Genomic DNA, 15,173 nt, shown 5'->3' with positions numbered 1-15,173 from the left:
AGAAGATGGACGCAAAGCAGAGATACGAGATGTGGCTTGGCAGCGATCAGGTAGATGATGTTACGAAGCAGGAGCTCGTAAACATAAAGGATAATGAAGCGGAGATTGAAGATAGATTTTACACAAACCTTGAGTTTGGAACAGGTGGACTTCGAGGCGTGATGGGAGCGGGAACGAACCGCATGAACATTTACACGGTTCGCATGGCAACACAGGGAATTGCTAACTACCTGGCGAAGATCGGAATATCAGAGCCGTCGGCAGCTATAGCATTTGACAACAGAAACAATGCTTCGCTGTATGCGCTTGAAACTGCTCTCTGCCTGTGTGCAAATGGCGTGAAGGTGTATCTGTTTGATGCGCTCCGCCCGACACCGGAGCTTTCATTTGCAGTGAGACATCTGCACTGCAATATCGGCGTGAATATAACGGCAAGCCACAATCCAAAGGAATACAACGGATATAAGGTTTACTGGGATGATGGAGCCCAGATCGTATCTCCTCAGGATAAGGAGATCATTGCAGAGGTCAACAATATAGAAGATTTCTCCATGGTTAAGACTATGGACAAGGACGCTGCAATAGATGCAGGACTGTTGAATGTGATCGGTCAGGAGATCGATGACGCATATATAGGAGAGCTTCACAAGCTTGTCATGAATCCGGAGGAGATTCAGAAGGCGGGAGATCTGAAGATCGTATATTCTCCGCTTCACGGAACAGGCCTTAAGCCTGTTACAAGAGTTCTCAGCGAACTTGGTTTCAAGGATGTACATGTCGTTGAGGAACAGGCTGTTCAAGATGGTAATTTCCCAACTGTGAAATCTCCAAATCCTGAGGGCGCAGAGGCGTATGCCCTGAGTCTTGAGCTGGCGAAGAAGGTCGGCGGCGAGCTGATTCTTGTCACAGACCCTGATGCTGACAGACTCGGAATGTATGGATATGACAGCAAGAATAATGAATATAAAGAATTTACGGGCAATATGTTCGGTGCGATCCTCTGTGATTACGTGCTGATGCAGAGATCCCAGAGCGGAAGACTGCCTGAGAATCCGGCGATTGTAACTACGGTTGTTATCACCAATATGGTCAAGGAGATATGTAAGAAGTACGACACTTTCTGTGACTGCAACAACCTGATCGGATTTAAGAATATAGCATCGAGAATGAGGGCTTATGAGCAGACAGGTGAACACAATTATGTGTTCGGGCTTGAAGATACATTTGGATGTCTGCCTGGTACATATGCAAGGGACAAGGACTCGGTTGGAACGCTGATGCTTCTCTGTGAGGCTGCGGCATACTACAAGAACCGTGGCATGACTCTGTGGGACAGAATGGTTGAATTGTGGCAGGAATATGGTTACTACAAAGAGAAGGTTCAGACCATGAAGTTTGACGGACGCGAGGGTGCTGCAAAGATACAGTCAATGATACAGACGCTGAGAGATAATCCGGTGCAGAAGGTCGGAACTTACAGCGTGGAGAAGATCTACGACTACAAGCTTGGAACAGAGACAGACGCAGCGACAGGCAAGTCCGAGGCGGCGGTGCTTCCAAAGTCCAACATGATATATTATCAGCTTGCGGATGGCGCATGGTTCCTTGTGAGACCTTCAGGCACAGAGCCGAAGATCAAGTTCTATCTCGGGGTAAAGGGAAACTCACAGGAGGATGCGGCAGAGCAGCTTGACGGGCTTGCGGCAAATGTGAAGGCGATGTTCTCATAAAACGGGATGATTGGTAAGAAACGAAATGGCTGGCAAATAAATGTCAGCAGAAAATAGGTTCGAAGATCGCGGTCGCGACTAAAAATAATTACAAGGTGGAGGTAAAAAAGATGGGTTACATGGACGAATACAAGTTCTGGCTTGAGTCAGACTGCTTTGATGAGAAGACCAAGGAAGAGCTTAGAAGTATCGCAGATGATGACAAAGAGATCCAGGACAGATTCTACAAGAATCTGAAATTTGGAACCGGCGGAATGCGCGGAATCATGGGTGCTGGAACCAACAGAATGAATATATATACAGTTACAAAGGCTACACAGGGCCTTGCAGAATACATACTTGAGGTTGGCCCTGAGGCTGCTAAGAGAGGTGTAGTAATTGCCCATGACTGCCGAAATATGTCAGCAGAGTTCACAGAGGTATCAGCTCTGTGTCTCAATGCAAATGGCATAAAGACTTATGTGTTTGATGCACTCCGCCCTACACCTGAACTGTCATTTGCAGTGAGAGAGCTTGGATGTATAGCCGGAATCGTGGTAACAGCAAGCCACAATCCACCTGAGTACAACGGCTATAAGGTGTACTGGGAGGACGGCAGCCAGATCGTATCCCCTCAGGATCAGGATATCCTGAAGCATGTGGCGGATGTAGAGAGATACGAGGATGTCAAGACCATGGACAAGGACAAGGCGGTTGCAGACGGTCTGTTCTGTATGGTTCCTGCAAGTGTTGATGAGAACTATTATCAGGCGCTCATAAAGCAGACCATCCACGGCGACATAATTCCGAAGGTTGCAGACGATATCAAGATAGTATACACACCACTTCATGGAACAGGAAATGTACCTGTAAGGGAAGTGCTCAAGAGACTTGGCTTCAAGCACGTATATGTTGTAGAGGAGCAGACTGTTCCTGACGGGGACTTCAGTACAGTCAAGTCACCAAATCCGGAGGAACCATCAGCATTTGCCATGGGAATAGAACTGGCAAAGAAGGTTGATGCGGACGTTATCATGGCCACAGATCCTGATGCAGACAGACTTGGAATATACGTCAAGGACAGCACGGGAATCTGGAAAGACACGGAATTTGCAGATGATCCGGCATATCCATATGTCCGCTTCAATGCCAATATGACAGGTGCCCTGATAGCAGAGTATGTATGCCGTGAGCAGAAGGCAGTCGGCAAACTGCCGGAAAATGGTGCTATCTGTAATACAGTAGTCAGCACCAATCTTACAAAGGCGATAGCAGAGAATTACAATCTGAAATATATAGAGACACTCACCGGATTCAAGTACATAGGTGAGCAGATACTTCTCTTTGAGAAGAACAACACATACAAGTTCATCTTCGGAATGGAGGAGAGCTTTGGATGTTTGGTAGGAGACTACACTCGTGACAAGGACGCCTGCGCAGCCGTTGTCATTTTATGTGAAATAGCAGCATTTTATAAGCTGCAGGGAGAAACCATCTGTAATGCCATGGAAGAGGTTTACCGCAAATATGGCTATTACTTTGAAGGTGCGTTTGGGATAACTCTAAAGGGTGTAGATGGTGCAGCACAGATTAAGGAGATGATGGAGAACTTCAGAAACCATCCACTTACGACCTTTGCAGGTATCAAAGTTACCGGCATGAGGGACTATGTGAGCGGAATCCGCAAGCCGCTTGATGGCGAAGAGGAGAATATGGGCCTTCCAAAGTCGAACGTGCTGTACTATGAGCTGGAAAATAATGCCTGGTTCGCGGTTAGGCCTTCTGGAAATGAACCAAAGATCAAATTCTACTTTGGCGTGAATGAAAACAGCCTAAAAAATGCCATGTCAAAGATAGACGAGATGAAAGCATGTGTGCAGGAGCTTGTTAAATAAACAATCACAAAATATGGCAGAATTTACTGCCGAAAAATAAAAACATTCCTTCCATATACTACAAAAATTAACATACAAATGCACTTTCCAGCCAATGCGCTGAACAAGAGGGATCTCGGCTTTGAGGCTGAGGTCCCTTTTGTAAAAGTAAAATATAGTTAAAAATGCTAAAAATCTGTTTAAAAATTAACTAAAAAATGTTACAATGTATAAAGTAACTGCAGTGTGTGGCAAACGCGGATAGGAGTAGTATAGGAGATCATATGCCAGAAATAGAAAAAGAAATAGAAAAAGAAATAGAAAAGAAAAATGTAAAAAGTATCGCTGGACATATCATCGATGAGAAAACCGATGAAAAAGAGAAACGAGAGCCGGAGAGTGTCTTGGATGTGGATGAGCATATGTCTGAGAAACAGAAGCTCAGTCTTATGAACAAACAGCAGAAAAGGGAATATATACTGGAGTATTATGCCCCGAAGGCTCTATTTGCACTTGTTGTTGTTGGCATAGTTGTATTCCTTGTCGTAAAACATTTTACGGCGGAATCTGCTGCACTCAACATCCTTGCGGTCAACACTACACAACAGGAATCTGCGGCGAATGACAAGGCATATTATGAGGAATTCCTCAGTGAAAATGGCCTTGATGCGGAGAAGGAATATGTCAGCATAAGTACAGGGATCGGCGTATCAACTGATCCGAATGATGCCATGAGTCAGGATAGTCTACAGCTTATACAGAACAAATTCATGGCGAATGCGGTGGACGTGTTCTTTGCCGACACAGACCTTGTCATGAGTTTTGGAGAGTTCGGATATATGCAGGATCTTGATAAGGTGCTGACTGATGAACTGAAAGAAAAGTATAAAGATTCGTTTGTGTATGCAACGGTTATTGAAACGGGTGAGAAGATACCTGTCGGAATAAAGATCGGTGATAATTCCTGGGTGAAGGATACCGGTTGGTATGAAATGGATGTTGCAGTGGGATTTGGTGAGAATGCCAAGAATATGGATCTTGCACTTGAATTTCTTGAATACATAAGCAGAGAGTGATACCCATAAATAAAACGAGGAGACTATAGATACATATGAGCATAAGATATGATGAGGCAAACAGAATATTTGAACTTGATACGAGAAACACGAGTTACCGGATCGGAATCGTCGATGAAGAGGGGTTTGTCGGACATATATATTATGGACAGAAGATTCGTCCGCAGAAATGTGATCAGTTTTTGAGAACGTGTGAGGCTCCTTTTGTTCCGTCCAAGAATAACAGGGAGAGATGTTCATTTATGGATACATTTCCGACAGAGTATTCCGGAAATGGAATAGGAGACTACAGGGAGAGTTGTATTGCAGTAAAGACCGCAAATGGCAGCAGAACCGTTGATCTGAAATTTGTGGATTACGATATTGTAAATGGAAAACCGGGGATTAGTGGCCTCCCGGCATCATTTGCGGGAGAAGAGGAGGTTCAGACTCTCGTTGTCCATATGATGGATGGGGGATGTGGCATTGATGTTGACCTGATATATTCTGTGTTTGAGGATGAGGATGTTATAACTAGAAGTGTGAGCGTGAAAAATGCAGGTGATAAGGATATCAGGCTCACAAAGGTATATTCTGCATGTATAGACATGGATGACGAGGATTTTGAGATGCTTACTCTTCATGGCTCATGGGCCAGGGAGAGACAGATCGAGAGACGCCCGATAGCTTATGGCAAGCAGAGTGTAAGCTCTCTCCGCGGTGAGTCATCCCACCAGGACCATCCGTTTATGGCATGGATGACAAAGGGTACAGATCAGACTACGGGTGATGTATATGGAATGCATTTTGTGTACTCGGGTAACTTCATCGCACAGATAGAGAAATCACAGTTTGATTCCATACGCGCAGTCATGGGCATACATTCAGAGGGATTTGAGTGGTGGCTCACGCCTGGAGAGACGTTTACAGCGCCTGAGGTTGTGCTTACATACAGCCATGATGGACTTGGACAGATGACTAGAAATCTTCATGATTTTTACAGATGCCACATGATAAGGAGCAGATATCTTCACCAGAAGAGACCTGTCCTCATCAACAACTGGGAGGCTACATATTTTGACTTTGATACCGATAAGCTCCTTGCGATAGCAAAGAGTGCGGCAGAACATGGAATAGAGATGCTGGTCATGGATGATGGCTGGTTTGGACATAGAAATGATGATGCCACAAGTCTTGGAGACTGGTTTGTAAATGAAAACAAGATCAAGGGCGGTTTGAAACATCTTGTTGATGAGGTGAATAAGCTGGGGCTGAAATTTGGAATATGGATGGAGCCTGAAATGATTTCCCCTGATTCTGAACTTTACAGAAAGCATCCCGACTGGGCGTTTGCGGTTCCGGAGAGAACGGCTACATTATCGCGAAATCAGTACGTGCTTGATCTCTCGAGAAAAGAAGTTAGAGACTACGTGTATGAATGTGTGCATAACGTGATCTCATCAGCAAATATTGAGTATGTTAAGTGGGATATGAACAGACAGCTCACGGATATCGGCAGCGTAGAATTCACCGGAGACAAGCAGGGAGAATTGGCTCACAGGTATGTGCTTGGAGTATATGAGCTGCAAGAGCGCCTTGTTAACGATTTCCCAGATCTTTTGCTTGAGAACTGCTCGGGCGGTGGTGCAAGATTTGACCCTGGCATGCTTTACTACAGTCCGCAGATATGGTGCTCCGATGACACGGATGCCATAGAGAGACTTTCTATACAGGAGGGAACGGAACTGATATATCCGCTTTCGACCATGGGCGCCCATGTGTCGGATTGCCCTAATCACACAGTTGGAAGGAGTACACCTTTTATGACCAGGGCACATGTGGCTCTGGCGGGAACATTTGGCTATGAACTCGATATCACAAAAATAAGTGAAGAAGAACGTGCGATGATACCTGAGCAGGTGTCTATGTATCATAAATATAATGATCTTGTAAGGGAGGGTGATTATTATAGGGTTGCATCGTACAGGGAAAATGGACTGTATGATTGCTGGATGGTTGTTGCAAAGGATAAGAGTGAGGCGTTGGTGACTTACGTTCAGGTGCTTGGAAGACCTAACGTACACAGTAGAAAGATAAAACTTTTAGGGCTTGACGTGGCTGCAGATTACAGACTTGACGGAACGGAGAAAGTGTATGGGGGAGATCTCCTCATGAATGCCGGAATGCTCATTGAAACTATGCGTGGAGATTATATGAGCAGACTGTATCACTTTGTACTTGACAATAGTTTAACCTAAAAATAAAATAAAAATTAAGTTATTTAACCACGTGAAAAAATAAAGTGAGAAGGACTAGTTATGGCAAAATCAGTAAAATTGGGAGACATAGCTGCCATTGTTGGCGTGAGTACCGTGACGGTCTCAAAGGCACTTTCAGATCAGAAGGGTGTCAGCGAGGAACTCAGAGCACAGATCAAACAGTTGGCAGATGAGATGGGATACCAGTCACCATCTGAGATCAGAAAGAAGACGGCAAAGAAAAAGTATAATATTGGTGTTCTCATTCAAGAGATATACCTTGGAAAGTATCCGTCGTTCTATTGGCAGTTATATCAGGTACTTAACAAAAAGGCGGTGGCAAGAGGCTGCTTTACTATGCTGGAGTTTGTTTCCAGAGATAGTGTATTGAACGCTGAGATGCCTATGCTCTTGGAGGACGACAAGGTTGATGGAATAGTTGTTGTAGGTTCCATGGGTAAGGAATACCTGGAAAAGCTGGAGAAGACAGCCAAGGTTCCTGTAGAATATGTGGATTACTATGACAATTCGAGACCGATAGACACGGTTATAGCAAATAGTTTCTATGGAAGCTATATGCTGACTAATTATCTGTATGATATGGGACATAGAGATATTGCATATGTTGGCACGATAGGTTCAACGAACAGTATAACTGACAGATATTTGGGCTATATAAAGTCTTTGTTGGAGCATGATATTCCGCTCAGAGAAGACTGGGTTATTCCGGACAGAGATGTGAAGACGGGTCAGTTTGACGAGGAGAACTGTTTTAAACTTCCAAAGAATATGCCTACAGCGTTTGTGTGCAACTGTGATCTTGCGGCAGCTACGCTCATAAAGATACTCAATGCTGCGGGCTACAGAGTTCCTGAGGATGTGTCCGTTGTGGGGTTTGATAATTACATGTATCCTGGAAGCTGCGATATAGGCGTGACCACATACGAGATCAATATGCAGGAGATGGCAGAGAGAACCATGCATAAGATTATAAAAAAGATATCCAACGAAAAATATACTGATGGCATATTTGTCGTGGATGGACGAATCGTGGTAAAGGATAGCGTTGCCAGAATAGAACGATAATGGAACGATAATAAAACTACATATCAATTGTAATGCAAATCGGAAATAGACACCGGTGCAGCCTGCTTGAAAGACAGCGGAGTTGTACCGGTGTCTTTTTTGAACAGATTTATAAAATGGTTTGTGTTCTCGATTCCAACCTGGGATCCGACCTCGTGGACGGACAGATCTGTTGTGAGAAGGAGCCTTTTGGCAGCATCGATCCTGCGACTGTTGAGATAGCGCATAGGTGATTCACCGAAGTGAAATGAAAATTCTCTGCATATCCTGTATCTGCTGATCCTGTAAGTTGCCTCGAGGTCATCAAGCGACATCGGTTCGGCGTAGTTTGTATCCATCTGATTCTTTACCGATAAAAGATAAGAAGGCACACAATCCATCTTCTTGGATGAGTTTTCAATAAATACACATAATTCGGTCAGGATATCATTAAACCATTTGGAAATTCTGAAAATATCGGTGGCAGACAACTCCCCCTGGAGTCTGATTATCAGTGAAAGATGGCTCCAGAGTACAGAGGCTCCGGCAGAGTCCTTTTTATAATATATGGATTCGGGGAGAAACTCGTGATACAGGCGAAGCGGAGCTCCGAGGATGAATGCATCGTAGAAACGACACTTGCCGTTCGTGGCGTATGTTATTTCTGATCCTGCCTCAAAAAGCGCGGCTGTATTCTTGGAATATGATGATTTGCTGTTGCCCGATGTTACTGTAAGAGTTCCTTCATATATATAGAAGAAATGGTAACACGGAATGAAAGAGAAGGTATAACTGCATGAATAAGCAAAAGAAATATCGCCGTTGGCCAGAAGATGAATCAGGCCATCGTTAATCATTGATTCTTCATATGTAAAGAACGCACTGTGGAATCTTGCGTTCTCAATATCTTTCTGAATATTGTAACCTGACAGTACAGTGCAGGAAATTAATTCTTTAGCTAACATGTAAACCACCTCCTATCTATAATAATACAATTATTAAACAATCATCACAAGCTAAAAGCGATATAAATTAGTGGCTAATTAGCTAAAAAAACAATAAAATGCTAATTAAAGATAAAAATATATAGATAAAATGTCTATATGATATTGAAAAAAAATAATGATAATGGTAAAATTAACGAAAAGTACAAAATACTGTGATTAAAAACAAAATTGAGTGATGACTAAAAAGTAAATTAATGTATACTTAATATAAAGTTAAAAACAAAGAAGGTTTTAAGGAGGACAAAACTATGAAATCAAAGCGTATTGCATGTATCGCAATGGCTGGTCTTATGGCTGCATCACTTGCAGGTTGTGGAGGCTCAGACAGCGATAACAAGGACACAACAGAGGCAACAAAGGCTGCCACAGAGGCAGCAGGAAGTGATTCAGCAGATGACACAACAGCTGATGCTGAGGGAATCAAGTCATATGCAGACATCCAGTTAGGAACAGACTTCACAGATCTTTCAGCGGAGATCAAGTTCTACAACAACAGAACTGATATGGACTCAGATGACTACGGCGGAAAGAACTGGAAGCAGTATCTTGAGGACTTCAACAAGGAGTATCCAAACATCAAGGTTGATGTTATCACAGATACAAACTATGCAGAAGATGCTCTTACACATCTTCAGTCAGGAAACTACGAGACAGTAATGTGTATCCCGGCAGTTGACATGGCAGACCTTTCAACATATTTCATGTCATTTGGCGATTATGATACAATGAGCAGTCTTGTAAATTACTCAAACAGATGGCTGTATCAGGGTCAGGTATATGGTGTACCTCTTGCAGCTACAACACAGGGTATCGTATACAACAAGAAGGTATTTGCTGATGCAGGTGTAACAGATTTACCTAAGACACCAGAGGAGTTCATCGCAGCTCTTAAGGCCATCAAGGAGAAGAATCCAAAGTGCATCCCACTTTACACAAACTATGCAGCAGGCTGGACAATGGGAGCTTGGGATGATTATATCTCGATCACAGCAACAGGCGATGCTACATACAAGAACCAGAAGTTAGCCCATACAAAGGATCCATTCAAGAACTATGGCGACGATACACATGCTTATGCAGTATATAAGATCCTTTACGATGCAGTATCACAGGGACTTACAGAGGATGATTACTCAACAACAGATTGGGAGTCATGTAAGGGAATGATCAACAACGGCGAGATCGGATGTATGGTACTTGGTTCATGGGCATACCCACAGATGGAAGCAGGCGGACCTAACGCAGACGATATAGGATACATTCCTTTCCCTATCTCAGTAAATGGTAAGCAGTACGCTTCATCAGGTGCAGATTACTGCTACGGTATCAACGTAAACGCTTCAGATGATGAGAAACAGGCAGCTCTTGTATTTGTTAAGTGGATGACAGAGAAGTCAGGATATGCTTACAACGAGGATTCACTTGCACTTGTTCCTGGTTCAGAGTCAAAGATCTCATTCGACGGTGTTGACTTCGTTGCAGACGAGGCAGCACTTGAGGGCGAGGAGGATTACCTCAACCAGCTCAACTCAGAGTCAGAGCTTAACGTAAGCAATGGTGGTAACGACAAGATCCAGGCCATCATCGAGCATGCTGCAAACGGCGACATGTCATTCGACGATATCATGGCTGAGTGGAACCAGAAGTGGTCGGATGCTCAGGAGTCATTAGGAATCGAAGTTACTGAGAAGTAATAAAGATTTCAATATAAATAAGTAAGAATAAGCTACAGACCGGGGCGGGGGTTGCCCGCCCCGGTTTATTTTGAGAAAAATGTCATCAAACGAGTATTTGATGACAGGCTACCAGCAGTGTAGCTCATGATTATAAAAAGGCGGTGGAATGAGTATGGCTAACAAAAAACAATCCGGCTTTGGTAAATGGGCGTCAAGCAGGAAGGGGCAGCAGGTTATAATATGCGCAGCCTTCGCAATTATCCCATTGCTTTTGCTATTAGTATTTACATATATACCATTCGGAGAGATGGTTAAATTTAGTTTCTACAAGATGAAATATACGACGCCTGTAGAAAAGAGAGAATTCGTAGGATTAGAAAATTATATCGATGTGTTCACAAGAAAAGACTGTTTCGGTGCATTAAAGCTCAGTTTGTATTACATCGTAGGAGCACTTGTACAGTTAGTGCTTGCACTTTTTCTTGCAACTCTTCTGAGTTTCAAAGTAAAAGGTGGTAACCTTTTCAAGGGATTTATTTTCTTCCCTTATCTTATCAGTGGTATCGCTGTAGGTTTCATTTTCAAATTCTTCTTCACAAGAGGATTCGTGTTTGACTCAATCCTTCAGTTGTGTGGATTTAGCTTAGACAACCTTCCATACTGGCTCAAAGACCAGAGTGTCAACAACTGGACACTGGTTTCAACCTCGGTCTGGAGATACCTTGGACAGATGATGGTTCTCTTCATTGGAGCTATCATGTCGGTAGATGCAGAACTTTATGAGGCGGCAGAGCTTGATGGTGCAAATAAATTCCAGCAGTTTAAATATATCATACTGCCAAGTATCAAGACAATCGTTACATTAAATGTAATTTTAGCAATAACAGGATCACTCAGTGCTTTCGAGCAGCCTTTCGTTATCACAACAGGTGCAAACGGAACAGGTACTTACTTCATCATCATGAACAAGATAGCACATACAAGCCAGAAGGTCGGTCTTGCTTCAGCAATGGCCGTTGTACTTCTCCTTATCATACTTATATGTGCTGCGCTTCAGAAGCTGTTCTTTGAGTACATCTTCAAGGATTCAAGCTCAGATGATGAGAGTTATAAGGCAAAGAAGCTTCGCAAGAAACAGGAGAGAGATACCAAGAAATACATGAAGCAGATGACTGCTTCTGCGAAGGGAGGCAAGTAACATGGCAAGAGGAAAGACAGATGTGCCAGGCATAGCACCAATAAAAGAAAAACGAACCGTTGGATATTATGTAAGAGGTTTCCTCAAGTACTTTGTACTCATATTCTTCTCACTGTGTGCGGTTGTACCTCTTATATCATGTGTTACAACAGCCTTCAAGACAACAGATGAGTATAAGGCTACTTCAGTAATGGAACTTCCTGAAAGCTTTCTGAACTTCAGCAACTTTGTAAAGGCATTCACGACTGCCAACATGGGACGTGCATTCCTCAACTCAGTAATAGTCATGGTATGCGTACTTATCGTGTCAGTTGTAATAGGAACACAGCTTGCATATGTGCTTAATAGATTCAAGTTCCCGGGAAACGGCTTTATCAGAACACTTTTCCTTGTGGCATCATTGCTCCCTGCAGTTGCTATGCAGGTTACAGTCTACAACATCATGGGTGATCTGAGATTCATAGATCACTTATATGGTTACATCATCATGAGCTGTGGTACAGATGTTATCTCGATCTACATCTTTATACAGTTTATGGAGAACATATCAGTATCTCTTGACGAGTCAGCTATCGTGGATGGTGCATCATACTGGACCATCTACTGGAAGATCATACTTCCACTTCTCAAGCCGGCTATCGTTACTGCTTGTATACTGAAAGGCGTTGTAATCTATAACGAGTACTACGCTGCAAACCTTTACCTCATAAGCCCGGAGATCAAGACAATGGCTATCTCACTTTACAAGTTCGTAGGACCTATGGGCAGCCAGTACAACCTGATATGTGCAGGTGTTATCATATCGATCATACCGGCACTTATAGTATTCATCTGCTGTCAGAAACAGATCTACAGTGGTATTACACAGGGTGCTGTAAAGGGTTAATAATTTATTAGAAGAAGAGAGTTCATGAATATGAGAAATGAAATTCAAAAAGAATTAATAGATGCTATCATCCCATTCTGGGAGGCCCTGAGGGATGATGAGTACGGCGGATTTTATGGGTATATGGATTATGACCTCAACCTTGATAAAAAGGCTGAGAAGGGTTGTATTCTTAACAGTAGAATTACCTGGTTCTTCGCAAGTGCGTATAAGGCACTCAAGGACCCGAAGCTTCTAGATGAGGCTGCTCATGGATATGAATTTCTGAAAGAATATTGTATAGACAGGGAATATGGCGGAATATATTGGTCCATGAATTACGATGGTTCACCCAAAGATACGACAAAACACACCTACAATCAGGCATTTAGTATATATGCCTTATCCGCCTATTACGAAGCTTCCGGCGATTCGGAAGCTTTGGACCTGGCCCTGCAGCTTTTCCATACAATAGAAGAGAAATGTACTGACGAAGGTGGCTATCTCGAGGCATTTACAAGAGAGTTCAAGCCAGAGTCAAATGATAAGCTTTCTGAGAATGGTGTTCTCGCAGAGAGAACAATGAACACACTGCTCCATGCACTTGAGGCTTACACAGAACTTTATAAGGTATCCAAGGATTCCAAGGTAAAGGAGCGCCTGAAATGGCTGCTCGATGTATTTGCTGATAAGGTATACAATCCGGAGCTTAAGAGACAGGAAGTGTTCTTTGATAAGGATTATAACTCTCTGATCGATCTGTACTCATACGGACATGACATTGAGACATCATGGCTCCTGGATAGGGCGACCGAGGTGCTTGGAGAGACAGAGTACACAGAGAAGATTACAAAGATAACAGATATCCTTGCAGAGCAGATATACGAGCTTGCTTTCGATGGACATTCAGTTCTGACAGAATGTGAAAAGGGCGTGCCATACACGGTAAGAGTATGGTGGGTTCAGGCGGAATCAATAGTAGGATTTATAAATGCTTATCAAAAGTCGGGTGATAAAAAGTATTACGAGGCTGCCGAGAAAGTCTGGGAGTACATAAAGGAATATTTTATCGACAAGAGACCGGGATCAGAGTGGTTCTGGGATCTGAATGCAGATGGAACACCGAGAGTCGGACGTCCTATAGTTGAGCCATGGAAGTGCCCATACCACAACGGCAGAATGTGCCTTGAGATTATGAGCAGACTCGCTGACGGCAAGTAGATAGCGTTCAATTGCTTTCAAATTATAAGGAGAATGCCTAAATGATGAATGAGAAATATTATGTAGAGCTTGACAAACTGAACAAGCTTCTTGAGAGAAAGAATAAGAAGACAGATTTCTATAATGGAATCTATGACAGATATGAGTACCCTGTACTCACAAGAGAGATGATACCTCTCACATGGAGATATGACTTAAACCCTGAGACAAATCCATACTTCATTGAGCGTCTCGGAGTTAACGCTGTCATGAACTCAGGTGCTATCTACCTGAACGGCAAGTATTATCTTGTCGCAAGAATAGAGGGAAATGACAGAAAGTCATTCTTCGGCGTAGCTGAGAGTGACAACGGTATCGATGGATTCCGTTTCTGGGATTATCCAATCCTTCTGGATGATGTATGTCCTGAGGAAACAAATGTATATGATATGAGACTGACACAGCACGAGGATGGATGGATCTACGGTGTGTTCTGTTCAGAGAGCAAGGATACAACTGTAAATGACCTCTCAGCAGCAGTTGCAGCAGCAGGTATCGTGAGAACAAAGGATTTAAAGCACTGGGAGCGCCTTGACAACCTCAAGACTCTTCGTTCCCCACAGCAGAGAAATGTTGTACTTCACCCTGAATTTGTGGATGGCAAGTACGCATTCTATACACGTCCAATGGATGATTTCATCGAGACAGGAAGCGGCAGCGGAATAGGATTCGGTCTCTGTGATGATATAGAGCATGCGGTTATAGACGAGGAGAAGATGACAAGTCTTCGTAAGTACCACACTATAACAGAGGCAAAGAACGGTGCAGGTGCACCTCCAATAAAGACAGACAAGGGCTGGATCCACATCGCACATGGTGTGAGAAACACAGCTGCCGGTCTTAGATATGTACTCTACGCATTTGCAACAGACCTCAATGATCCTTCAAAGGTTATCGCTGAGCCATCAGGAATGCTCATCGGACCTCGTGGTGAGGAGAGAGTCGGCGATGTATCCAACGTTGTATTCACAAATGGCGCCATCGTAAACGAGAACAACGAAGTGTTCATCTACTACGCATCAAGCGATACAAGAATGCATGTTGCAACAACAACAGTTGACAGACTTATCGATTATGTATTCAACACACCATCTGATCCGGGAAGAAGTGTAGAGTGCGTAGCACAGAGATGTGAGCTTATCAAGAAGAACCTGGAGTTTCTTAAGAATACAGACAAGTAAGAAAGTATAATATATGGGCTGCCAG

General features: G+C 43.3%; 11 protein-coding genes. 10 read left to right on the top strand and 1 reads right to left on the bottom strand.

The genetic code is table 11. The features are described from left to right. Positions 1-5: 5 nt before the first annotated feature. From DWW60_RS11930 to DWW60_RS11910, 5 genes are all read left to right on the top strand, one after another. A complete protein-coding gene (locus DWW60_RS11930; protein ID WP_117875450.1) occupies positions 6-1,730 on the top strand; it encodes a phospho-sugar mutase in 1,725 nt (574 codons plus the stop codon). Between the two features lie 110 nt (positions 1,731-1,840). Then, positions 1,841-3,604: a phospho-sugar mutase gene (locus tag DWW60_RS11925; protein ID WP_117875449.1), complete on the top strand. Its 1,764-nt coding sequence runs from the start codon at positions 1,841-1,843 to the stop codon at positions 3,602-3,604. 263 nt (positions 3,605-3,867) lie between these two features. Continuing rightward, positions 3,868-4,659, top strand: a complete 792-nt coding sequence (locus tag DWW60_RS11920; RefSeq protein ID WP_117875448.1) for a hypothetical protein — start codon at positions 3,868-3,870, stop codon at positions 4,657-4,659. A 35-nt stretch (positions 4,660-4,694) separates the two neighbouring features. Beyond that, the gene (locus DWW60_RS11915) at positions 4,695-6,896 is read left to right on the top strand and encodes an alpha-galactosidase (protein WP_117875447.1); all 2,202 of its coding nucleotides are present in this window, start codon (positions 4,695-4,697) and stop codon (positions 6,894-6,896) included. 60 nt (positions 6,897-6,956) lie between these two features. After that, positions 6,957-7,982 carry a LacI family DNA-binding transcriptional regulator gene (locus DWW60_RS11910; protein WP_022216158.1) on the top strand — a complete coding sequence of 342 codons (1,026 nt, stop codon included), beginning with the start codon at positions 6,957-6,959 and terminating at the stop codon, positions 7,980-7,982. Between the two features lie 23 nt (positions 7,983-8,005). Here the strand turns inward: DWW60_RS11910 and DWW60_RS11905 are convergent, their stop codons facing one another. Further along, positions 8,006-8,926, bottom strand: coding sequence for a helix-turn-helix domain-containing protein (locus DWW60_RS11905; protein WP_117875446.1), 921 nt, complete (start codon positions 8,924-8,926; stop codon positions 8,006-8,008). 290 nt (positions 8,927-9,216) lie between these two features. On the opposite strand from DWW60_RS11905, the gene DWW60_RS11900 reads away from it, so the two are divergent. From DWW60_RS11900 to DWW60_RS11880, 5 genes are all read left to right on the top strand, one after another. After that, positions 9,217-10,662, top strand: coding sequence for an ABC transporter substrate-binding protein (locus DWW60_RS11900; RefSeq protein WP_117875445.1), 1,446 nt, complete (start codon positions 9,217-9,219; stop codon positions 10,660-10,662). Positions 10,663-10,810: 148 nt separating this feature from the next. After that, positions 10,811-11,842 (top strand): carbohydrate ABC transporter permease, encoded by a 1,032-nt coding sequence (locus tag DWW60_RS11895; RefSeq protein WP_117875444.1) that lies wholly within the window; start codon positions 10,811-10,813, stop codon positions 11,840-11,842. Position 11,843: 1 nt separating this feature from the next. Continuing rightward, entirely contained in the window at positions 11,844-12,728 is an 885-nt protein-coding gene (locus tag DWW60_RS11890) for a carbohydrate ABC transporter permease (protein ID WP_022216162.1), read from the top strand. A gap of 24 nt (positions 12,729-12,752) precedes the next feature. After that, positions 12,753-13,928: an AGE family epimerase/isomerase gene (locus DWW60_RS11885; RefSeq protein ID WP_117875443.1), complete on the top strand. Its 1,176-nt coding sequence runs from the start codon at positions 12,753-12,755 to the stop codon at positions 13,926-13,928. A gap of 41 nt (positions 13,929-13,969) precedes the next feature. After that, the gene (locus tag DWW60_RS11880) at positions 13,970-15,148 is read left to right on the top strand and encodes a glycoside hydrolase family 130 protein (RefSeq protein WP_015534705.1); all 1,179 of its coding nucleotides are present in this window, start codon (positions 13,970-13,972) and stop codon (positions 15,146-15,148) included. Positions 15,149-15,173: the final 25 nt, after the last annotated feature.

It is taken from the genome of Coprococcus sp. AF16-22 (genome assembly GCF_003461545.1).
In the GTDB taxonomy this organism is placed as follows: Bacteria; Bacillota; Clostridia; order Lachnospirales; family Lachnospiraceae; genus Coprococcus; species Coprococcus aceti.
The sequence above is the reverse complement of the archived record's forward strand: the minus strand, read 5'-3'. Positions and strand labels throughout refer to the sequence as shown.

Bases quoted from the DNA above. Each gene is read 5' to 3' on its own strand.
- DWW60_RS11880 (WP_015534705.1), top strand. From the start codon at position 13,970: ATGATGAATGAGAAATATTATGTAGAGCTTGACAAACTGAACAAGCTT.
- DWW60_RS11925 (WP_117875449.1), top strand. From the start codon at position 1,841: ATGGGTTACATGGACGAATACAAGTTCTGGCTTGAGTCAGACTGCTTT.
- DWW60_RS11915 (WP_117875447.1), top strand. From the start codon at position 4,695: ATGAGCATAAGATATGATGAGGCAAACAGAATATTTGAACTTGATACG.
- DWW60_RS11905 (WP_117875446.1), bottom strand. From the start codon at position 8,926: ATGTTAGCTAAAGAATTAATTTCCTGCACTGTACTGTCAGGTTACAAT.
- DWW60_RS11930 (WP_117875450.1), top strand. From the start codon at position 6: ATGGACGCAAAGCAGAGATACGAGATGTGGCTTGGCAGCGATCAGGTA.
- DWW60_RS11920 (WP_117875448.1), top strand. From the start codon at position 3,868: ATGCCAGAAATAGAAAAAGAAATAGAAAAAGAAATAGAAAAGAAAAAT.
- DWW60_RS11910 (WP_022216158.1), top strand. From the start codon at position 6,957: ATGGCAAAATCAGTAAAATTGGGAGACATAGCTGCCATTGTTGGCGTG.
- DWW60_RS11885 (WP_117875443.1), top strand. From the start codon at position 12,753: ATGAATATGAGAAATGAAATTCAAAAAGAATTAATAGATGCTATCATC.
- DWW60_RS11900 (WP_117875445.1), top strand. From the start codon at position 9,217: ATGAAATCAAAGCGTATTGCATGTATCGCAATGGCTGGTCTTATGGCT.
- DWW60_RS11890 (WP_022216162.1), top strand. From the start codon at position 11,844: ATGGCAAGAGGAAAGACAGATGTGCCAGGCATAGCACCAATAAAAGAA.
- DWW60_RS11895 (WP_117875444.1), top strand. From the start codon at position 10,811: ATGAGTATGGCTAACAAAAAACAATCCGGCTTTGGTAAATGGGCGTCA.